This window comes from Tissierella sp. QWL-11 (genome assembly GCF_058683765.1).
Genome location: NZ_CM178750.1, coordinates 1,538,341 through 1,560,744, shown reverse-complemented (window position 1 = coordinate 1,560,744; position 22,404 = coordinate 1,538,341). Strand labels below are relative to the sequence as shown.

The 22,404-nt window shown below is 27.6% G+C and carries 20 protein-coding genes; all 20 read left to right on the top strand.

All coding sequences use genetic code 11. The features are described from left to right. Positions 1 to 10: 10 nt before the first annotated feature. Positions 11 to 1,321: a pyrimidine-nucleoside phosphorylase gene (locus AC4PG3_RS07510; protein WP_492196045.1), complete on the top strand. Its 1,311-nt coding sequence runs from the start codon at positions 11 to 13 to the stop codon at positions 1,319 to 1,321. An 82-nt stretch (positions 1,322 to 1,403) separates the two neighbouring features. Further along, a complete protein-coding gene (locus AC4PG3_RS07505; protein WP_492196044.1) occupies positions 1,404 to 2,558 on the top strand; it encodes a D-alanyl-D-alanine carboxypeptidase family protein in 1,155 nt (384 codons plus the stop codon). A gap of 76 nt (positions 2,559 to 2,634) precedes the next feature. Next, positions 2,635 to 3,222, top strand: coding sequence for a site-2 protease family protein (locus AC4PG3_RS07500; protein ID WP_492196043.1), 588 nt, complete (start codon positions 2,635 to 2,637; stop codon positions 3,220 to 3,222). A gap of 9 nt (positions 3,223 to 3,231) precedes the next feature. Next, positions 3,232 to 3,966: a segregation and condensation protein A gene (locus tag AC4PG3_RS07495; RefSeq protein ID WP_492196042.1), complete on the top strand. Its 735-nt coding sequence runs from the start codon at positions 3,232 to 3,234 to the stop codon at positions 3,964 to 3,966. 17 nt (positions 3,967 to 3,983) lie between these two features. After that, positions 3,984 to 4,526 (top strand): SMC-Scp complex subunit ScpB, encoded by a 543-nt coding sequence (gene scpB, locus AC4PG3_RS07490; protein ID WP_492196041.1) that lies wholly within the window; start codon positions 3,984 to 3,986, stop codon positions 4,524 to 4,526. 76 nt (positions 4,527 to 4,602) lie between these two features. Further along, the gene (locus AC4PG3_RS07485) at positions 4,603 to 5,700 is read left to right on the top strand and encodes a D-alanyl-D-alanine carboxypeptidase family protein (RefSeq protein ID WP_492198212.1); all 1,098 of its coding nucleotides are present in this window, start codon (positions 4,603 to 4,605) and stop codon (positions 5,698 to 5,700) included. A gap of 43 nt (positions 5,701 to 5,743) precedes the next feature. Continuing rightward, positions 5,744 to 6,454, top strand: coding sequence for a pseudouridine synthase (locus tag AC4PG3_RS07480; protein ID WP_492196040.1), 711 nt, complete (start codon positions 5,744 to 5,746; stop codon positions 6,452 to 6,454). 17 nt (positions 6,455 to 6,471) lie between these two features. Continuing rightward, positions 6,472 to 7,074 carry a tRNA 5-(aminomethyl)-2-thiouridylate-methyltransferase MnmM gene (gene mnmM / locus AC4PG3_RS07475; protein ID WP_492196039.1) on the top strand — a complete coding sequence of 201 codons (603 nt, stop codon included), beginning with the start codon at positions 6,472 to 6,474 and terminating at the stop codon, positions 7,072 to 7,074. Next, entirely contained in the window at positions 7,058 to 7,927 is an 870-nt protein-coding gene (locus AC4PG3_RS07470; protein ID WP_492196038.1) for a MurR/RpiR family transcriptional regulator, read from the top strand. Before mnmM ends, AC4PG3_RS07470 begins: the two co-directional genes overlap by 17 nt. Before the next feature lie 60 nt (positions 7,928 to 7,987). Beyond that, positions 7,988 to 9,208 (top strand): BaiN/RdsA family NAD(P)/FAD-dependent oxidoreductase, encoded by a 1,221-nt coding sequence (locus AC4PG3_RS07465; RefSeq protein WP_492196037.1) that lies wholly within the window; start codon positions 7,988 to 7,990, stop codon positions 9,206 to 9,208. 115 nt (positions 9,209 to 9,323) lie between these two features. Continuing rightward, entirely contained in the window at positions 9,324 to 9,983 is a 660-nt protein-coding gene (gene cmk / locus AC4PG3_RS07460) for a (d)CMP kinase (RefSeq protein WP_492196036.1), read from the top strand. A 1-nt stretch (position 9,984) separates the two neighbouring features. Beyond that, positions 9,985 to 10,578 (top strand): lysophospholipid acyltransferase family protein, encoded by a 594-nt coding sequence (locus tag AC4PG3_RS07455; RefSeq protein ID WP_492196035.1) that lies wholly within the window; start codon positions 9,985 to 9,987, stop codon positions 10,576 to 10,578. After that, entirely contained in the window at positions 10,575 to 12,542 is a 1,968-nt protein-coding gene (locus AC4PG3_RS07450) for a bifunctional 4-hydroxy-3-methylbut-2-enyl diphosphate reductase/30S ribosomal protein S1 (RefSeq protein WP_492196034.1), read from the top strand. The genes AC4PG3_RS07455 and AC4PG3_RS07450 overlap by 4 nt, the downstream gene beginning before the upstream one ends. Before the next feature lie 99 nt (positions 12,543 to 12,641). Next, positions 12,642 to 13,697 (top strand): M42 family metallopeptidase, encoded by a 1,056-nt coding sequence (locus tag AC4PG3_RS07445; protein ID WP_492196033.1) that lies wholly within the window; start codon positions 12,642 to 12,644, stop codon positions 13,695 to 13,697. After that, positions 13,688 to 14,707, top strand: coding sequence for a M42 family metallopeptidase (locus tag AC4PG3_RS07440; protein ID WP_492196032.1), 1,020 nt, complete (start codon positions 13,688 to 13,690; stop codon positions 14,705 to 14,707). The genes AC4PG3_RS07445 and AC4PG3_RS07440 overlap by 10 nt, the downstream gene beginning before the upstream one ends. Then, positions 14,707 to 15,699, top strand: coding sequence for a M42 family metallopeptidase (locus tag AC4PG3_RS07435; protein WP_492196031.1), 993 nt, complete (start codon positions 14,707 to 14,709; stop codon positions 15,697 to 15,699). The genes AC4PG3_RS07440 and AC4PG3_RS07435 overlap by 1 nt, the downstream gene beginning before the upstream one ends. Positions 15,700 to 15,796: 97 nt before the next feature. Then, positions 15,797 to 16,405, top strand: a complete 609-nt coding sequence (locus AC4PG3_RS07430) for a helix-turn-helix domain-containing protein (protein WP_492196030.1) — start codon at positions 15,797 to 15,799, stop codon at positions 16,403 to 16,405. A 116-nt stretch (positions 16,406 to 16,521) separates the two neighbouring features. Next, complete coding sequence (miaB, locus tag AC4PG3_RS07425) at positions 16,522 to 17,838, top strand: tRNA (N6-isopentenyl adenosine(37)-C2)-methylthiotransferase MiaB (RefSeq protein WP_492196029.1); 1,317 nt, start codon at positions 16,522 to 16,524, stop codon at positions 17,836 to 17,838. Positions 17,839 to 17,856: 18 nt separating this feature from the next. Next, entirely contained in the window at positions 17,857 to 20,466 is a 2,610-nt protein-coding gene (gene mutS / locus AC4PG3_RS07420) for a DNA mismatch repair protein MutS (RefSeq protein WP_492196028.1), read from the top strand. A gap of 2 nt (positions 20,467 to 20,468) precedes the next feature. Next, on the top strand, positions 20,469 to 22,403 hold the full coding sequence (gene mutL, locus AC4PG3_RS07415) for a DNA mismatch repair endonuclease MutL (protein ID WP_492196027.1): 1,935 nt from the start codon (positions 20,469 to 20,471) through the stop codon (positions 22,401 to 22,403). Position 22,404 lies beyond the last annotated feature (1 nt).

The following is a 22,404-nucleotide window of genomic DNA, read 5'->3' as shown; positions in this document are numbered from 1 at the left end:
ATGATAGTATATGAGAATGTATGATATCATAGAAAAAAAACGTGATGGATATAGTTTAAGCAAAGAAGAGATAGATTACTTTATAGAAGAATATACAAAATTTAATATTCCAGATTATCAAGTATCTGCTCTTTTAATGGCTATTTATTTAAATAGTATGAATGATAGAGAAACTCTTGATTTAACTAGGGCTATAATTAATTCTGGTGATAGGGTTGATCTTTCTAATATAAATGGCATAAAGGTAGATAAGCATTCTACTGGAGGAGTAGGAGATACCACCACATTAGTTCTAGGGCCTATGATAGCTGCTTGTGGAGTGCCCTTTGTAAAAATGTCTGGGAGAGGATTAGGACATACTGGAGGTACTTTGGACAAATTAGAGTCTATAAAAGATTTTAAAGTTGATCTATCTGATGATGAATTTATAGATAATGCCAATAAAATAAATATTGCCATAAATAGCCAGACTGCAAACATAACTCCTGCAGATAAAAAATTATACTCTTTAAGAGATGTAACTGCTACAGTAGATAATCTTTCACTTATTGCAAGTAGTATCATGAGCAAAAAACTTGCAATTGAATCAGATGGCATAGTTTTAGATGTAAAAGTTGGAAAAGGAGCTTTTATGAAGACTATTAAAGAAGCTGAAAATTTAGCTTTGGAGATGGTAAAAATAGGAAATAATTATGGAAGAAAAACTATGGCCATAATTACAAATATGGAACAGCCATTAGGAAAAGCCATTGGCAATGCTTTGGAGGTAAAAGAAGCAATTCAAACTTTGGAGGGAAATGGTCCAGATGATTTATTGGAGTTATGTCTTGTATTAGGGTCTGAATTGCTAGTATTTGCAAAAAGAGTTGATAAAATAGAACAAGGAAGAGCATTGTTAAAAGAGACTATAGATTCAGGAAAGGCAATTGAGAAATTTAAAGAAATGATAAGAAATCAGCATGGAGATATGGAAATAGTTAATAATCTTGATTTATTGCCAAAGTCTAAATTTGTTCTAGAAGTAAAAAGTAAAAAAACAGGTTATATAAAAGAAATAGATGCAGAAGAAATAGGGAAATGCGCTTTGATATTAGGTGCAGGTAGAGAGACTATAGATAGTAAAATAAATCTAGGTGCAGGGATTATATTAAATAAAAAAATAGATGATAGTGTATCTCAGGGAGATATTTTAGCCTATATTCATACAGATGATTTGGAAAATGGAGAAAAAGTTAAAGACAAGATTTTAGATATTTATAAAATAGGTGAAAAAAATCCATCTAAGCAAAAACTTATATTAAGTAAAATAAATACTTTATAAATGACAATATATGTATATGTTAAAAGGTATTATTGAGGATTAAATTGGATATTATAAAAGTAAATATAGTATAGGAGGTATTATGTTGAAAAGAAAAATATTATCCACTATCCTCATTGTTTCATTAATTTTCAGTCCCACAATAATTCATGGACAAATAGATATAGAAGCTAAATCTGCCTTGCTTATGGATAGTAGTACTGGGGAAGTGATTTATAGTTTTGATGAACATGAAAAATTGCCCCCAGCAAGTATTACTAAAATCATGACTCTTTTAATAGCAATGGAGAAGCTAAATAGCTCTGAAATAAGCCTGAATGATGAAGTTAGAATTAGTGAACATGCATCGAATATGATAGGAACTACAGTATATCTAGACTCTGGAGAAATTCAAAGTGTAGAGAATTTAATTAAAGCAATTGCCATAAGGTCAGCAAATGATGCAGCTGTAGCCTTAGCAGAATATATTTCAGGCTCAGAAAGTACTTTTGTAGAACATATGAACAAAAGAGCAAAAGAGTTAGGGATGGAAAATACAAATTTTAAAAATGCAAGTGGTCTTCCAGATAAAGAGCACTATACTACAGCTTTTGATATTGCATTGATGTCAAAAGAAATAATGAAACATGAAAAGATAAAAGAATATCTAAACACATATATGGAAGATATTCAAGTTGGCAAAACCAAAACTAGTATCCAAACTATGGTAAATACTAACCAACTTATAAAAGATTATAGCGGAGCAAATGGTATTAAAACTGGATACACTGGAGAGGCAAAACATTGCATATCTGCTTCTGCTAAAAGAGGAGACTTGGAGCTTATAGCTGTATTGTTAGGTAGTGAAAGTTCTAAAAAGAGATTTGAAGATGTTAAAAGATTATTAGATTATGGATTTTCTAATTATGATTCCTTAGCTATAGGAGAAAAAAGTGATATATTAGGAACTATTTTAGTAGAAAAGGGTAAAAAAGACTTTTTAAATATAATATTAAAAGATGATGTTAATATATTGCTTCCAAAAGGTACTACTAAAGAAAGTATAAATAAGAATATAATTATACCAGAAAGTCTTACTGCACCTATTTCTAAACATTCCAAAATAGGAGAACTAGTTATAGAAGTTAATGATAAGGAAGTTGAAAGAGTAGATTTAGTTGCTGAAGAATCAATTGAAAAAGCAGGATTTTTAGATGCTTTTAATAAAACTTTTAAGACTTTTTTAATAAATCCTTAAAATACATTATATAACCTCGACAAGATATAGTCGAGGTTATATAATGTATATATATGGCACAGAAAGAAGGACTTATATGGAAATTTTATTAAATATACCAGGACTACTTATTGCTATAATATTTCATGAATTGGCCCATGGATTTATAGCTTATTTGCTAGGTGACGATACAGCCAAGTCTTCAGGAAGACTTAGTTTAAATCCACTCAAACATTTGGATCCTATAGGAGTTATGGCAATGCTTGTTTTTAAATTTGGATGGGCCAAGCCTGTACCTATAAATCCTACAAAATTCAAGTCCAGAAGAAGAGACACTATATTAGTTTCTTTGGCAGGTCCCATATCTAATTTTATAATAGCATTAATAGTAATTTTTTTGCTGAGCTTAAATATTATAAGAAATCAAATTATCTTTGAAATTTTAAGGATAACTCTTTGGTATAATGTAATGCTAGGAGTATTTAATCTCTTACCATTTCCACCTCTAGATGGTTCGAAAATATTTGCAAGCTTACTTCCAAGAAAATTAGAATATTTTTTCTATAAATATCAGAGATACTTTTATTTTGTTTTAATTATCTTAATATTTACTGGAATAATAAATAAAATTTTAGGACCATTAGTATATTTTGTTTTAAATTTATTTTTAAGATTTTTTACATAGGAGTTAGATATGGATTATAAAATTGTACTTGATATTTTTGAAGGTCCCTTAGATCTTTTATTGAAATTAATAGATAAAGCAAAGATAGATATATATGATATACCTATTAGTGATATTACTGAACAGTATATGTCATATATGTATAAGATGGAAGATCTAAATTTAGAATTAGCTAGTGAGTTTGTAGTAATGGCAGCTACCCTATTAGAAATAAAGTCTAAGATGCTTCTTCCCATAGAACAAGATTTAGATGAAGAAGATAATGAAAGTGATCCTAGGGAAGAATTAGTTTTAAAGTTACTCACCTATAAAAAATACAAAGAGGCTGCAAAGGAACTAAGGGAATATAAAAACATAGAATCCCAAGCTTTTTATAAACCTCAAGAAGATCTTTATTTTGAAGAAGATATAGAAAATGAACTTGATTTTTATGATTTAAATCTATTGATTCGTTCTTTGAACAATGTCTTGAATAGAAAAGGAATAATAGAACCAACTATGGATATGCAGTTAATCAAAAGAGAAGAGTATTCTATTAAAGAATGTATAGAAGATATATTGGATAAATTAAAATATAAAAAAGAGATTAGATTTAGTAATTTATTCAAAAAAAGCACAAGTAGAAATGAAATAATAGCATATTTTTTATCAGTATTAGAACTTATAAAACAAAATAGTATATATGTATTACAAGATGAAGCATTTACTGATTTATTTATCAATAGATTAGATAATGATGAATAACTGGGGAGTATTTATAAATGGACAAAATAGAAATAAAATCGATAATAGAAGGCTTACTTTTCGCTTGGGGAGATCCACTTAATATAAAGGATATTTCCAAGATATTAGATATTAAAGAAAACTTAGCTTTAAATATATTAGAAGAGATGATAAATGAATTTGACAACAATAAAAGAGGTCTAAGGATTGTAAAAGCAGATAATTATTATCAAATTGGAACTAGACCAGAGCATTTTTCTTGGATAAGTCAGTTAAAAGATTCTTCTACTAATAAAACTCTATCTACCGCAGCATTAGAAACTTTGTCTATAATTGCCTATAGGCAGCCGATTATAAAATCTGAGATAGAAAATATAAGAGGAGTTAAATGTGATAGGTCTATTTTAACTTTAATGGAAAAAAAACTAGTGAAAGAAGTTGGTAGATTAGAAAAAACTGGTAGACCTATAATATATGGTACTACAAAAGAATTTTTAATTTCATTTGGATTAGAAAGTTTAAAAGATTTACCTAATTTAGAAGAATTTGAGAAAAAATTAAAGGAGGAAAGTAATACCTAAAGTATTATTTTCCTTATTTTTTGGGAAACTAATAGGGAAACTTATATAAAAATTAGGAGTGTTAAAATTGAAAAACATGATAAAATATCTTATACTAATTATATTAATATTAGTATTCCCAAGCAAAAACTATGCAGAAGATTTAAATTTAAGTGCTAAAAGTTTTATATTAATAGATGAAGTATCTGGAAGAGTTTTAATGGAGAAAGATTCTAGGCAAAAGCTTCCTATGGCTAGTACTACAAAAATTATGACTACATTGGTAGCATTAGAAAATGGCAATTTAGAAGACAAGGTGAAGATTGACTCAGAGAGTGAAGGTGTTGAGGGTTCTAGTATATACTTAAGAAGTGGTGAAGTATTGAGCCTAAAGGATCTCTTATATGGGTTAATGTTACGTTCAGGAAATGATTCTGCCGTAGCAATAGCCAAACACATAGGAGGAGAGTCAGAAACTTTTGTACAGATGATGAATAAAAAGGCTAAAGATATAGGTGCATTTGATACAAGTTTTTCCAACCCTCATGGACTAGATGAAAGTGGACATTACACTACTGCATATGATTTAGCTTTAATAACAAGAGAAGCTTTTAAAAATCAGATATTTAGAGATATATCTTCTACAAAAAGTTATACAGCTGATAGAAATAGAGAAAATTATTTTTTAAATAAGAATAAAACTCTTTGGGATTATCAAGGAGGAGATGGAGTAAAAATTGGCTATACTCATGGAGCAAGAAGATGTTTAGTATCAACTGCAAAAAGAAGTAATATGAGGTTAATAGCTGTAAGTTTAAATGCACCAAACTGGTATGAGGATAATTATAAATTATTTGACTATGGATTTGAAAACTATAAACCATTTTTAATATATAATAAGGGGCAATTTATGGCACAAATATATAATGAAGATGGAAAAGATGATATAATATTAGTAAGTAAAGATGATTTTATATATCCTTTAACAAATGAAGAACAAAAAAACATTAAAATTAAAATAACAAAGGATAGTAATATATCTCTTCCTGTAATAAAAGGAGATAGATTAGGCAAAATTGAAACTTATTTAAATGGAAGATTGATTAAAGAAGATAATTTAGTAGCAAAATATACAGTTGAAAAAAAATCATTTTTAAATAAATTATTATACAAATTTACAGTAAAAGATATTTAATAAAAACATAAAATTTTAAACATAATTTGAAAGGGGACTTGATATGCGTTTACAAAAATATATGGCCCAATGTGGAGTTGCTTCTAGAAGAAAATCTGAAGAGCTTATATCCCAAGGATTTGTAACTGTAAACAATAAGATTATAACTAGATTAGGTACTATTATAGATCCTAAAAAAGATATAGTAAAAGTTAAAGGTAAAAAGATTAAATTAGAAAAAAATAGTATATATGTAATTTTAAATAAACCTGTTGGAGTAGTAACTTCTGCAAAAGATGAAAAAGGGAGAACAGTAGTAACAGATTTGATAGAAGAAATTACAGAGAGAATATATCCAGTAGGTAGATTAGATATTGATACTACTGGATTAGTTCTTTTAACAAATGATGGTGAAATTGCTTATAATATTACCCATCCTAAAAATAGAATACCTAAAAAGTATATAGCCATAGTAGAAGGGGTTCCAAATAAAATAGAATTAGAAAGATTTAGAAATGGAATTAGAATAGATGGAAAAATGACTGCAAAAGCAAGTGTAAAAATAGTAAAAAATTATGAAACAGATTCTATATTAGAAATAACTATTACAGAAGGAAGAAATAGACAAATCAAAAAAATGTGTGAAGCCATAAACCATCCGATAAAAAAATTAAAAAGGATATCTATAGGTGAGATAGATCTAAGAGGATTAGAAGTTGGGAATTGGAGATACTTAAATGAAGAAGAGATAGCATATTTAAGTTCGCTAAACTAATTTAAAAGGGGGATAATATGCAATATAAATCAGAAGGAAATTCCATAGCTATTACTAGAAAATTAATAAATGAATATGTAGCTGAGGGAGATACTGTATTAGATGCTACAGTTGGAAATGGAAATGATACAGTTTTGCTAGCAGAAAAGGTAGGACAAGGTGGAAAAGTGTATGGATTTGATATACAAGAAATTGCAATAAAAAACACAGAAACTTTACTTCAAGATAAAAAGTTATTTGAAAATGTAACACTTATAAAAGAAAGTCATCTAGAAATCGACAAATATATAAATGAAGGCCTAGATTTTATTATATATAATTTAGGATATTTGCCTGGGGGAGATAAATCTATCAAAACATTAGCGGATATTAGTATTGGTAGTATAGAAAAGTCCCTTGAAGCACTAAATGAAAATGGATTACTAATAATAACATCATATACTGGACACCCAGGGGGCCTAGAAGAAAAAATAGCCATTGAAGATTTAATTGGTAATTTAAATCAAAAGCAGTTTACTGTGCTTAAATACGAATTTATAAACCAAAGAAACAATCCTGCTATAGTATATAAAATTGAAAAAATAAAAAATGGAGGTAGTTTTAGTGGAAAAGTATCCTGATTTAATAAAAATTATTCAACAAAATTATTCTAAATTGAGCAAGGGTCAAAAGATAATCGCTAATTATATTATAAATGATTATGATAAAGCAGCATTTATGACAGCTGCAAAACTTGGTGAAACTTTAAATATAAGTGAATCTACAGTTGTAAGATTTTCAATTAAACTAGGTTATGAAGGCTATAGAGATCTCCAAAACCAACTTCAAGAACTTATAAAAAACAAACTAACTACACTACAAAGGCTAGACTTAGCAGATAATAATTATGATACCAATGAAGATACTTTGATAAAAATAATGGAAAAAGATTTAGACAATATTAAAAAAACTGTAAATGAGATTGATACTAAGGCTTTTCAAAAAGCTATTGATCTTATATTAAATGCTGAAAATATATACACTGTAGGGCTTAGAAGTTCTTCATTTTTAGCAGGATATTTAAGTTTTTATCTTAATTTTTTATTTGACAATATAAAATTAGTAAGCTCAGGACCTAATGATGTCTTTGAACAATTTTTAAAAGTTAATTCCAAGGATGTAATAATAATAATTACATATCCAAGGTATTCTAAGAGGACATTAGAAGTTTTAAACTATGTAAAAGAAAAAGGAGCAACTATTATTGCAATAACTGATAGCTTCTTATCTCCAGCATTTGAAAGAGCTGATGTATCTTTGATTGCTAGTAGTGAAATGTTATCCTTTGTAGATTCTCTTGTAGCTCCTATGAGTTTAATAAATTCTTTAATAGTATCTTTAGGAATAGAAAAGAGAAATGAATTGAATGCATATTTCCAAGAACTAGAAGAAATATGGAAAAGATATAATATTTATAAAGAAGAAGATTTCTAGATAATGATATCTTAACAAATATTATCATAATTGATATAAATAAAATAAAAGAGGTAATTTATGAGAAAAAAAATCGGAATAATAGGTGGAGGCCCTGGAGGAATATTAGCAGCTATAATAGCTTCTTCAGAAAATAATCAAGTATATTTAATTGAAAAAAATAATAAATTAGGGAAAAAACTATTTATAACTGGTAAAGGAAGATGTAATATAACCAATTCTATTCCAATAGAAGATTTTTTCGAATATATAGTAAGTAATAAAAACTTTTTGTATAGTAGCCTATATTCTTTTACAAACGAAGATATAATGAGATTACTAAGAGAAAATGGTTTAAATATAAAAATTGAAAGGGGAAACAGAGTATTTCCCAAAAGTGATAAATCTAGCGATGTAATAAAAACATTTGAAAAGATACTATCTAAAAAAAATGTAAATATATTATTAAATTCAAAAGTTGAAGATGTAAAGCATAGTGGCAATAAATTTTTAGTAAATATAAATGGACATGTTCATCAGTTTGATAAGTTAATTTTAGCAACTGGAGGAAAATCATATCCTGTTACTGGCTCAACAGGTGATGGTTATATTTTTGCTAAAAAAATGGGACATACTATAACTCAAATTAAACCTTCCTTAGTTCCTATTGAAATAAAGAATTCATGGATAAAAAATTTACAAGGACTTTCTCTGAAAAATGTAAATCTTAAAGCCTTTAAAGATGGAAAACTACTTCATGAAGAATTTGGCGAAATGATATTTACTCATTTCGGTATATCAGGACCTATAGTTTTATCAATTAGCAATTATTTAAGTAGGTATAAAGACTTAAACTTTGATTTTGAAATTGACTTAAAACCTGCATTAGATTTTGAAACTTTAGACAAGAGAATCTTAAGAGACTTTGAGAAATATAGTAATAAACAAATTAAAAATGCCTTAAATGATCTATTGCCCCAAAAGATTATTCCTATAGTTATATCTATGTCAAAAATTAAAGAGGAAACTATAGTAAATCAAATAACTAAGGAAGAAAGATACACATTGATAAATAATATTAAAAAATTTTCAATGAAATTTAAAAAATTTAGGCCTATTGAAGAAGCTATAGTAACTTCTGGTGGGATATCTACTAAGGAAATAAATCCTTCTACTATGGAATCCAAAATTATACCTAATTTATTTTTTGCTGGAGAGATAATAGATGTGGATGCACTTACTGGAGGTTTTAATTTGCAAATTGCATATTCTACTGGCTATTTAGCTGGACTAAATGTCTAAATTGCAGCTTTTAACACTTGTATACTGAGTTGTTTTAATATATAATTATTAAGAGACTAGAGACATAAAATATAAAACTAGATTTAATGGTTGTAGTTTTATTAGGAGGATATAAATGAATAAAATTTTTGCTATTGCTATAGATGGCCCAGCAGGGTCAGGCAAAAGTACTATATCTAAAAAAGTTTCACAGATTTTAGATATAGAATATATAGATACAGGGGCTATGTATAGATCCTTAACATATAAAGTGTTAAAGGAAAAAATAGATCCTAAAGATGAGAAATCAGTAATTAATCTACTAAAAAATACTAGTATTAATTTTACCAACGGGAGTATTTATCTAGATAATAAAATAGTGGATAAAGAAATAAGACTTAATGATGTAAGTAAAAATGTTTCATATATAGCAGCAATAGAAGAAATAAGAAAAGAATTGGTAAAAAAACAACAGGAAATGGCAAAAGAAAAAAGTGTAATTATGGATGGTAGAGATATAGGCACCGTAGTATTACCAGATGCAGAATATAAATTTTTTATAACAGCTAGTGTAGAAGAAAGAGCAAACAGAAGATACAAAGATCTTATATCTTCTGGAGAAAAGATAAGTATTGAAAGCTTGATTGCAGAAATAATGAAAAGAGATGATATAGATAGTAATAGAAAAAGTTCACCTCTAAAAAAAGCTAAAGACTCTATATTATTAGACACTACTTATAAAACACTAGGTGAAAGTGTAGATTTTATAGTATCATATATAAATGGAGGTAGTTGACTTGTTTTATAAGTTTGCAAAACTAATAGCTTTATTTTTACTTAGAATTTTTTTTAGAGTAAAAGTTTATGGAAGTAAAAACCAACCCATAGAAGGAAAAACCATAGTTTGCTCAAATCATTCAAATTATCTAGATCCAATTTTTATTTCTATGGCCATTAATAGACAGGTCTATTGGATGGCGAAGAAAGAATTATTTAATAATAAAGCTCTTTCATGGATTATTGAAAAATTAGGTGCTTTCCCTGTAAATAGAGGTGAAGCAGATATAACAGCAATAAAAAAAGCCTTGAGAATCTTAAAAGATGAAAAAACTTTAGGTATTTTTCCAGAAGGTACTAGAGTAAAAAAAATAAACTTAGATGAAGTGAAGTCAGGCACTGGATTATTAGCTGTTAAATCTAAGGCAACTATTTTGCCAGTGTATATAGATAGTAGTTATAAAATCTTTTCAAAGGTAGATATATATATTGGAAAACCCTTAGATATGTCAAACTACTACAATAAAAAGTTATCTTCTAAAGAATATGAAGAGGTAAGCCGAACTATATTATCTACTATTTATAGTTTAAAGAGTTTGGAGGAATCAAATTGAAAATTATTCTTGCAAATCACGCAGGATTTTGCTTTGGTGTAAAAAGAGCTGTTGAAATAGCAACAGAAGAGATAAATAAATCCAAATATGAACTCTATTCTTTAGGACCATTAATTCATAATCCTCATTTAGTAAAAGATTTAGAAAATAGAGGTTTAAAACCTTTAAAATCAAATGATATAAGCAAACTTAAAAAGGGTAGAATCATAATTAGATCCCATGGTATATCTAAGGATAGGCAAAATAACTTATTAAAAAGCAATCTAGAATTGGTAGATACCACTTGTCCTTATGTTAAATCAGTACATAAAAGGGTAGAAAGTTACTATAATAAAGATTATGCTATAATAATTATAGGTGATCCTGAACATCCTGAGGTACAAGGTATCAATGGCTGGTGTGACAACAAAGCATATATAATAAATAGTGCTGAAGATATACAAAAATTAAAGGAATTTGATAAAATATGTATTGTATCTCAAACTACTAATACTGAAGAAAAGTTTAATGATTTTAGTGAAAAATTAAAGTTAAAATCAAAAACAGTGGAGATATTTAATACAATTTGCAATGCTACAAAGAATCGTCAAAATGCAGCTAAAGAATTATCTAAAGTAGTTGATGTTATGATTGTAATTGGAGGATATGAAAGCTCAAATACTAAAAAGCTGGTAGAAGTAAGTAAAATATATTGCAAAAATGTATTTCATATAGAAACTATTGAAGATTTGACTTTACAAGACATACAAAAATTTAATACAATAGGAGTAACAGCAGGTGCATCTACGCCTGACTGGATAATTAAGGAGGCTATTAAAACAATGGATAATTTTAATAATGATGAAATGATGGAGGCAATAAACAGTTCATTTACTAATATTCATAAAGGAGAAGTAATTCAAGGAAAAGTAATATTTGTTACCAACGACGAAGTAATGGTAAATATTAATTATAAATCAGATGGAATAATTACTCGTGATGAACTTTCCAATGATCCTGATATAAATCCAAAAGATTTATTTTCAGAAGGTGATGATATTAAGGTATATGTTATGAAAATGGATGATGGTGAAGGCAATGTAGTGCTTTCATCAAAGAGAGTAGAAGCAATGAAAAATTGGGATGAGCTTGAAGAAAGTTATAAAAATACAGAAGTTTTAGATGCAAAAGTTCAAAAAGTAGTTAAAGGTGGATTAATAGCTATTGTTAAAGGATTAAATGGTTTTATACCTGCATCTCATGCTTCTGCAAATTATATATCTGATTTAGAAAAATTAGTAGGAGAAGAATTCAAGGTTAAAATATTAGATTTTGATAAAGAAAAAAGAAGAATAGTTTTATCAAGAAAAGAGATAGAAAAAATAGAATTAGCTGAAAAGAAAAAAGCTGTATGGGATAAACTAGAAGAAGGCATAACTGTAGAAGGAGTAGTACAGAGATTAACAGATTTTGGGGCTTTTGTAGACTTAGGAGGAGTAGATGGTTTAATCCATATATCAGATATTTCATGGAATAGAATAAAACATCCTTCTGAAGTAGTTAATCCTGGGGACAAGATAGAAGTTGTAGTTTTAGCTCTTGATAAAGCAAAAAATAGAATATCTTTAGGATTAAAACAAACTATAGAAGAACCATGGGAATTATTCAAAAAAAATAATGACATAGGAGATATATTAAATGGTAAAGTTGTAAATCTTCTTGATTTTGGAGCTTTCATAAGACTACAAGATGGAGTTGATGGTTTGCTTCATGTATCTCAAATATCACAAGAGCATATAGCCAAGCCTTCAGATGTTTTAAATGTGGGCGATGAAGTTATGGTTAAAATTCTTGAGATCAATTACGAAGATAAGAAAATTAGTTTAAGTATGAAAGAAATTAAAGAAGAAGAAGAACAGATAAAACAAATAGAAGAACAAAAAGAAGATGTTACAATAGGAGATATAGTAGATAATAAGGAATAATTAGGAAGTAATGGCTAATAATATAGTACTAAAGTTATATGATCATATAATTTTAGTACTATATTTAATATACTATAATTTAAAATAGGAGGTTTCGATTTGAAAACTTTAGATTTCTTAGAATCTCTTTCTAACGGGTATAGTGTTTCAGGAAATGAAAACAATTCAAGCTCCATTATCGTATCTACCTTTGAAAAATATTGCAATAAAGTTGATATAGATCCCATGGGAAATATAATCGGGCTTAAAAAAGGAAGGAACAATAAAGATAATATTAAGATAATGATAGCTGCTCATATGGATGAAATTGGATTAATGGTAAAAGATATAGAGGAAAATGGATTTTTAAGATTTACAAATATAGGTGGTATTGACCCTAGAACTATAGTAGGTCAAGAAGTTATAGTACATGGAAAAAAAGATTTATTTGGAGTTATTGGGTCTAAACCTCCTCATCTACAAGATTCTAATGAACAAAAAAAAGCTATTAAGATTGAAGATATGACTATAGATGTGGGATTAAGTAAGGAAAAAATAGAAGAACTTGTAAGTATAGGAGATAGTATAAATATTAATAGAGAATTTATTTCTCTAAGAAATAATAGAGTATCAGGAAAATCTCTTGACAATAAAGCAGGAATTACGGTTTTATTGGAGACCTTAAAAGAAATTAATAATATAAAGCATGATGCAGATATTTATTTTGTAGCTACAGTACAGGAGGAAGTTAGTATGGCAGGAGCATTGACATCTACATATAACATAAATCCTGATATTGGTATTGCGGTAGATGTAGGTTTTGGAAATACACCTGAATTAGATAAATCTAAAACGATAAATCTATCTGATGGTCCAGGTATAACCTTAGGGGGAAACATTCACCCTGGACTTAGAAAGCAATTAATAGATGTATCTAAAAAGTACAATATACCTACTCAAATAGTTGTAACTCCTGGACCAACAGGAACTGATGCTAGAGCCATGCAAATTACTAGGGCAGGAATACCATGCTTAGTAATTTCCGTCCCACTAAGATATATGCATACATCTGTAGAGATAATTGATTTAGATGATATATATAATACTGGTAAGTTATTATCCTTTTTTATATCCTCTATATCAAATAATAATTTGGAGGGATTATTATGTTATTAAAAAAACTTACAGAAGCCTCTGGAGTATCTGGAAATGAAAAGGAAGTAAGAGATATTATAATATCTGAAATCAAAGATCACGTAGATAGCATAAAAATTGATAGAATTGGAAACGTAATAGTTCATAAAAAAGGTAAAAAAACATCTAAAAAACTTATGGTAGCTGCTCATATGGATGAGGTAGGATTGATGATAACAGATATAGATTCATATGGACTATTAAAATTTTTAACTGTTGGAGGAATCGATAAAAGAATTTTAGTTTCTAAGGTTGTAAATGTAGGTAAAAATAAAATTAATGGTGTTATAGGTGCAAAGCCTATACATTTGCAAAAAAAAGAAGAGCGAAACAATCCCTTAGAAATAGAAGAGTTATATATTGATATTGGAGCTAAATCAAAAGAAGACGCTGAAAAAATAGTTAATATTGGTGACTATGTATCCTTTTATAGTCCCTATACTGAATTTGGAGAAAACCAGGTTAAAGCTAAAGCTCTTGATGATAGAGTAGGATGTTCTATATTAATAAACTTAATAAAAGAGGTTAAAGACATTGACTTTTATGGAGTTTTTAATGTAATGGAAGAAGTGGGACTAATAGGAGCTGGACCTGCTGCATATGAGATAGATCCAGATATTGGAATAGTATTAGAAGGAACCCTTTGTTATGATGTGCCTAAACTCGATAGTCATATGGTACCAACTAAATTAGGTAATGGACCAGCAATATCACTAATTGATAGAACTACTATATATAGTAAAGAATTAAGAGAAAAAGTAGTACAGATTGCTAATAAGAATAATATACCGTGTCAGTATAGAAAAACCTCCATGGGAGGCAATGATTCAGGAAAAATTCACTTATCTAAATCTGGGGCTATTACTACTACTATTTCAGTACCATGTCGATATATACATTCACCTACTTCTGTGATGAATAAAATTGATTATAATAATACTTTTAAATTAGTAAAAGCTATCTTATATGAATACCATAAGGAGGAGTTATAGTGGAGTTTAATAGTAAATTATTAAAAGAATTGGTCGCTATTTATGGCCCATCTAGCAATGAAGAAGAAATAAGAGAATTTATTAAAGCTGAAATTCAGGATTATGTAGATGATATAAGAGTAGATTCCCTTGGTAATTTAATCGCACATAAAAAAGGTCCAGGTAAGAAAATAATGATTTCATCACATATGGATCAAATTGGAATGATGATTACAGATATTGATGAAAATGGATTTTTGAGATTTACAAATGTAGGTGGTATTTCTCCGAAAAATTCCTTGGGACAAAAGGTAATATTTCAAAATAAAACTATTGGCGCTGTATTTAGTGAACCTTTAGAGGACTCCTCAGAACTTAAGTTAGAACATATGTATATAGATATAGGTGCTCTTTCTAAAGAAAATGCTGAAAAACAAGTTAGTATAGGAGATATATGTATATACTATTCACAGTTTGTAGAGAATGAAAATGTAGTATTCACTCCTTATCTAGATGACAGAGTAGGATGTTTTATTTCAATAGAAGCTATAAAGGAAATTGAAACACCTGAAAATGATTTATATTTTGTATTTTCAGTACAAGAAGAAGTAGGGCTTAGAGGAGCTAAAACAGCTGCATATAGTATTGATCCAGACATAGGAATATCATTAGATGTAACTTCTCATGGGGATACTCCTAAAGCCAAAAGATTTGCTGTAGGATTAGATAAAGGAGCTGCTATTAAAGTTAAAGATAACTCTTTGATTTCCCATCCATTAGTTAGAGATAATTTAAAAAAATTAGCCAAAGAAAACAATATAAAATTCCAAATGGAAGTTTTAGAATTTGGCGGTACAGATTCTGGAGCTATACACACTAGTAAAGGTGGAGTTCCATCTGGAGTAATTTCAATTCCAACAAGATATGTTCACTCTACAGTAGAAATGGCATCAAAGAATGATATAAATTCTTGTAAAAAGTTGTTAATAGAGTTTTTAAAGAATAAAATGTAGAAATTCAGAAAAATTTGTATTAAATTTTACTATAAATTTAAAAGGATTTCTCCTATTATTACAGAAATATATATATTAGGAGAAAGGGGGACAAATCGTGCTAGACTACGAAGTTGAATATTCTATTTCAGAAGCTGCTGAAATTACCGGTTATGCTACCCATGTCCTTAGATATTATGAAAAAGAATTCGATATAGATATACCTAGAAAGGATTCTAATCATAGGTATTATACTTATAAAGAAATAGAATTAATACAATATATTAAATCTCTGCAAGAACAAGGTTTTAGTAACAAACAAATAAAAATAATAATCAATTCTCCTGAGACTGTTATTTCAAATACTGAAAATAGTTCTATAAAGATAGATCGGGAAACTAATCTAAATTTCAAAGTTAATGATATGGCCTTAGAAATATCTAAAGCTCTTGAAGATAGTTTTTTTGAAAGATTATCAATATATATTGAAGAAAAAAATTTTGATAATTCTGAGTTGATAAATGAATTAAAACAAGAAATTATATCTTTGAGACATGAAATGAATTCTAAAGAAAGAGATATCTTAATATGTGAAAATGCCAAATTAAAAATGAAACTAAAAGAAAAAACTTACGAAAATGTAAAACTAAAAGAAAAGATACAAAGTTTTGAAAGTAAAAATAAAAGTTTTTTAAAAAAGATATTCAATATTTCAAACCATAAATAATAGAGTGGATATATATCCACTCTATTATTTATGGTATAATAAGTATATTGCTTTATTTTTTAATAAAATTTGTTATAATATGCATAGAGTTTAGAACGGAAAGGAATAAATTAAATATGAAAAAATATATGATTTTAACTTATGGATGTCAAATGAATGAACATGACTCCGAAAAGATATCTTGGATACTTGAAGGAATGGGGTATACTTTAACCTCTAATAGAGAAGAAGCTAATTTAATAATTTATAATACATGTGCAGTTAGAAAGACAGCAGAACAAAAAGTCCTAGGACAGTTAGGAGAGCTAAAAGAGCTAAAGAGAAGAAAACCAGAAGTAATTTTAGCTGTGTGTGGATGTATGATGCAAAGAGATGATATCAGGCAGAATATACTTACCAAATATAAGCATGTGGATATTATATTTGGTACCAATAATATCCATAAATTTCCTCAGCTAATTGAAAATTTTACAAAAACACATAAGACCATAGTTGATATTGTAGAAGATAGTAGAGAAATAGAAGAAAGTATAGATGCAAATAGGAAATATGACTATAAGGCTTTTGTAAATATTATGTATGGGTGTAATAATTTTTGTACTTATTGTATAGTTCCATATACAAGAGGTAGAGAAAAGAGCAGAGAACCTAAAAATATATTAGAAGAAATAAGGTCTTTAGCTAAAAATGGATGCAAAGAAGTAACATTACTTGGACAAAATGTGAATTCTTATGGAAAAACTTTAGATATAGATTATAATTTTTCGAATTTATTAGAAGATATAAACGAGATTGATAATATAAAAAGGATAAGATTTATGACATCTCATCCTAAGGACATATCTGATGAATTAATTTTTGATTACGGAAAACTTGAAAATCTTTGTGATCATCTTCATCTACCTATTCAATCAGGCAGTAATAGAATCTTAAAAAAAATGAATAGAAAATATACAAAAGAAGAATATCTAAATATAATAAATAAAGTTAGAAAAGTAAATCCTAATATTACAATAACTACAGATTTAATAATTGGATTTCCCGGTGAAACTGAAGAAGATTTCAAAGAAACTCTAGACTTAGTTAAACAAGTAGAATTTGACTCAGCTTTTACTTTTTTATATTCTATAAGAGAGGGGACGCCTGCTGCTAATATGGATGAACAAGTAGACGATAAAATAAAACATGAGAGATTCCAAAGACTCTTAGATATACTACATCCTATTGGATTAGAAAAAAATCAAAAACTACTGGGTAAGACAGTAGAGATACTAGTAGAAGATACAAGTAAAAATGACGAATTAATATTAAATGGAAGAACAACAGGAGGAAAACTTGTACATTTTCCAGGAAACAAAGAATTAATTGGCTCAATTGTAAATGTTAAAATACAAAATGTAAAGACATTTACTTTAGAGGGAGTTTTAATATAGATTTATGGAGGTAATATTTTGAAAAAATTGACACCTATGATGGAGCAATATATGTCTGTGAAAGAAAGAAATAAAGATGCAATTGTCTTTTTTAGACTTGGAGATTTTTATGAAATGTTCTTTGACGATGCTCTCATTGCCTCTAAAGAATTAGAAATTACTCTAACTCAAAGAGATTGTGGTATGGATGAAAAAGCTCCTATGTGTGGAGTTCCTCACCATGTTTCAGATATATATGTATCAAGATTAGTAAAAAAGGGATACAAAGTAGCTATTTGTGAACAATTAGAAGACCCATCACAAGCAAAGGGAATTGTTAAAAGAGATGTAATAAAAGTTATAACTCCAGGTACAATTACAGATTCAAATGCTTTAGAAGAGAAAACTAATAATTTTTTAGTATCTATTTATTTTGATGAATTAGGTGTTGGGCTATCTTATGTAGATAATTCTACAGGTGAAATGTATACTACACAACATATTGGGCAGAGAGAAGATAATTATAATTTTATAATAGATGAACTAGGTAAAATTTTACCTTCTGAAATTATATGTAATGAAGAATTTTTATCAGGTAAAAAATATATTAAAATTATAAAAAATAAAATAAATCCATTTTTAAATATATATAAAGATATCCACAGTATTGAAAAAAATATGGAAGATTCAATATTAAATTTATTTCAAGTAGACACTTTAAATAGCCTAAATATTGATAAAAAGATATATGCTATCATATCTACTTATAAATTAATAAATTATCTATATACTACTCAGAAAAACTCTCTTAATCATATAAATAATTTAATATATTATAAGCCAAAAGATTATATGATAATAGATATAAATAGTAGGATAAATTTAGAGATACATGAAACTATTATGTCAAAGGATAAAAAAGGAGCTCTAATAAATATAGTTGACAATACTTCAACAGCCATGGGAGGTAGATTATTAAAAAATTGGCTAGACCAACCTCTCATAAATATTAAATCTATTAATAAAAGACTTAATATAGTGGAGTATTTCTTTAATAATATAGATGTTTTAGATGAAGTAAATAGCTTTTTAAAAAGAATATATGACATAGAAAGGCTTTCTACTAAGATAGCAAATGGAAATTGTAATGCTAGAGATTTAATCTCCCTTAAAAATTCTATTGAAATCTTACCTGATTTAAAGTGTATTTTAAATGAAACCAATAATATTGATATTCAAGCTATATCTAGAAAAATAGATTCATTAGATGATATATTTGAAATTATTGAAAGTTCAATAGAAGATGATCCACCTATATCTGTAAAAGATGGAGGTATAATAAAAATTGGTTATCATAAAGAATTAGATAAAATCAAGGAAGGAAGTACTAAGGGAAAAGAATGGTTAAGTTCTTTAGAAGCTAGAGAAAGAAAAAACACTGGAATTAAAAATTTGAAAATTGGTTTTAATAAAGTAGTAGGTTATTATTTTGAAGTTACAAAATCTAATATTTCTTTAGTTCCAGAATATTTTATTAGGAAACAGACTTTAACTAATTCTGAAAGATATTTTACAGAAGAATTAAAAAGTATGGAGTCCCAAATATTAGGAGCAGATGAAAAGTCTAAAGAACTAGAATACAATATATTCCAAGAAATTAGAGAAAAGATTAAAACTTATATCATTAGAATACAATATACTAGTAAATTAATATCTAAAATTGATGTGTTAATTTCTTTTGCGTCTATTGCTATTAAAAATAATTATGTCAGACCTAAATTAAATACTAAAGGAAATCTTGAAATCATAGATGGGAGACATCCAGTAGTAGAAAAGACAATTGATAATAATTTATTTATACCAAACGATAGCTTCTTAAATTTAAAAGATAATATATTGCACATAATTACAGGTCCTAATATGGCTGGAAAATCAACTTATATGAGGCAAGTAGCGCTTATCAATCTTTTAGCTCAAATCGGTTCATTTGTACCTGCAAAATCAGCAGATGTGTCTATAGTAGATAGAATATTTACAAGAATAGGAGCTTCTGATAACCTTTCTCAAGGAGAAAGCACTTTTATGGTTGAGATGAATGAAGTTGCCAATATAATAGAAAATGCTACTAAAGAAAGTCTTATTATATTAGATGAGGTAGGTAGAGGTACAAGTACTTATGATGGACTTAGTATTGCTTGGTCTGTGGTAGAATATATTGTAGAAAACATAGGTGCTAAAACTCTATTTGCAACTCATTATCATGAATTAACACAATTAGAAAACAAATATAATGAGATAAAAAATATGACTATTGCTGCTGAAGAAAAAGGTGATGATATTATCTTTCTGAGAAAAGTTATAAAAGGTAGCACTAATAAAAGTTATGGTATACAAGTAGCTAAATTAGCAGGAATAAATGAAAAAATAAGAAATAGAGCAAATGATATTCTATTAAATATTGAGGGTAGCCATAAGATAGATATGAATAAAAAAAATAAATTAACAAATCAAATAAGCTTGTTAGACTATAAGAAAGATTACTTTTTAAATAAAATAATAGGAATAAATATAGATAGTTTAACCCCTATAGAAGCTATGACAACTTTAAACAATTTGATAGATGAAGCTAAGAAATTTAAGGAGAATTAAATATGTCTAAAATAAAATTATTAGATGATTTAACTATACAAAAGATAGCTGCAGGAGAAGTTATTGAAAGACCAGGTTCTATTGTAAAGGAATTGGTTGAAAACTCAATTGATGCTAAAGCAAAAAACATTGTGGTTGAAATAGAAAATGGTGGAAAGTCTTACATTAGGGTAACTGATGATGGTGAAGGTATGACAAGAGAAGATTTGGAATTAGCCTTTAAAAGACATTCCACTTCTAAACTGTCCAGTATAGAAGATTTATATAGTATTTTTTCTTTAGGCTTTAGAGGTGAAGCTTTATCCAGTATAGTAAGTATAGCTAAGGTGGAAGTATTAACTAAAACTCAAGATGATTTAGGTGGTATTAGAGCAATTGTAGAAAATGGCGAAATTATATCTATTGACTCTGTTGGATGTCCCAAGGGCACTACTATAATCGTAAAGGATTTATTTTATAATATTCCAGTCAGAAAAAAATTTTTGAAAAGTGATTTAGCTGAGGGTAATTTTATTAGTAATATTATAAATAATTTAGCATTGGGAAATTTCGATAGAACATTTAAGTTTATTCGAGATAATAAGATCATATTAAATACTGGAAAAAATAATAAAGCTTTGGATAGTATATATAAAATTTTAGGAAAAAATATATCAAGTAATTTATTGCCAGTAGAATATGAAGATCATAATTTAAAAATCAAAGGATTTATTTCAAATAACACTCTATACAGAGGGAATAGGGGACATCAATATTTATATGTAAATAATAGATATGTAGTAAATCAGGGAATTTCAAAGGTAATAGAAAATAGATATAAATCATTAATTCCTTTAAATAAATTCCCCATATTTGTACTATATATATCTATAAATCCAGATCAAATTGATGTAAATATACATCCAGCTAAAGAAGAAATTAAATTTATTGAAAAAGATATAGTATTTGGCACCATAAGCAATGTAATTTATAAACATCTAAATCCTTCAATTTCAGTTCCTCATATGAGTTTTGCAGATTCTAAAAATGATAAAGACAAAAAAGAAGATTCTCTTCCTAAGCTATTTTCTGAATTTGAATCTATAGATAATAGAGAGTCTAATATAGACAAACAATTTGAGGATATAGTCATTTATGATTTTACAAATGAAGAATCTATATACAATAAAAATTTTGAAAATAAAGATTCTCATTTTGAAAATATAGAAGATGAAGGTATGGAAGATATAGATGTTAAAAACTCGGTTATAAAAGAGTCTTATATTGATAATGTGGAATATATGGTTATAGAAGATATTCCAAAAAAACTAAATGATACAGAGGAAGCAGTAGAAATACAAAAAATAGATGATATGCTTTTAAATATAGAAATTATTGGAAGGGTTTTTAATACTTATATTATTGCAGAGAGTAAAAATGATAAAAAATTATTTTTTATTGATCAGCATGCTGCCCATGAGAGAATCATGTATGAGAAGTATAAAAAAGAGTATGAAGAAGAAAAAATTTATACTCAGCAATTGTTATCTCCTGAAATAATTGAATTGAACCATACCGAGAAAAACAATTTAATGGAAAATATAGGTCTTTTTAAAAGTATAGGGTTTGATTTAGATGAGTTTGGAGATAATAGTATTGCGATTAGGGGCATACCTATAGTGTTTGGATCTCCGAGTACTAAAGATTTATTTTTAGATATATTAGATGGATTAAAGAATGAAATAAAGACGAGTTATGATCTTCGTCTAGAAAAAATAATGAAATTATCATGTACAAGTGCAATCAAAAGTGGTGACAAATTAGATGATAGAGAGATGTATAAATTAGTAGAAGACTTAATAAACTGTAATAATCCATATACTTGTCCCCATGGAAGGCCTACAATGATAGAGATGAATAAAAGATTAATAGAAAAAGAATTTTTAAGAATCAATTAAA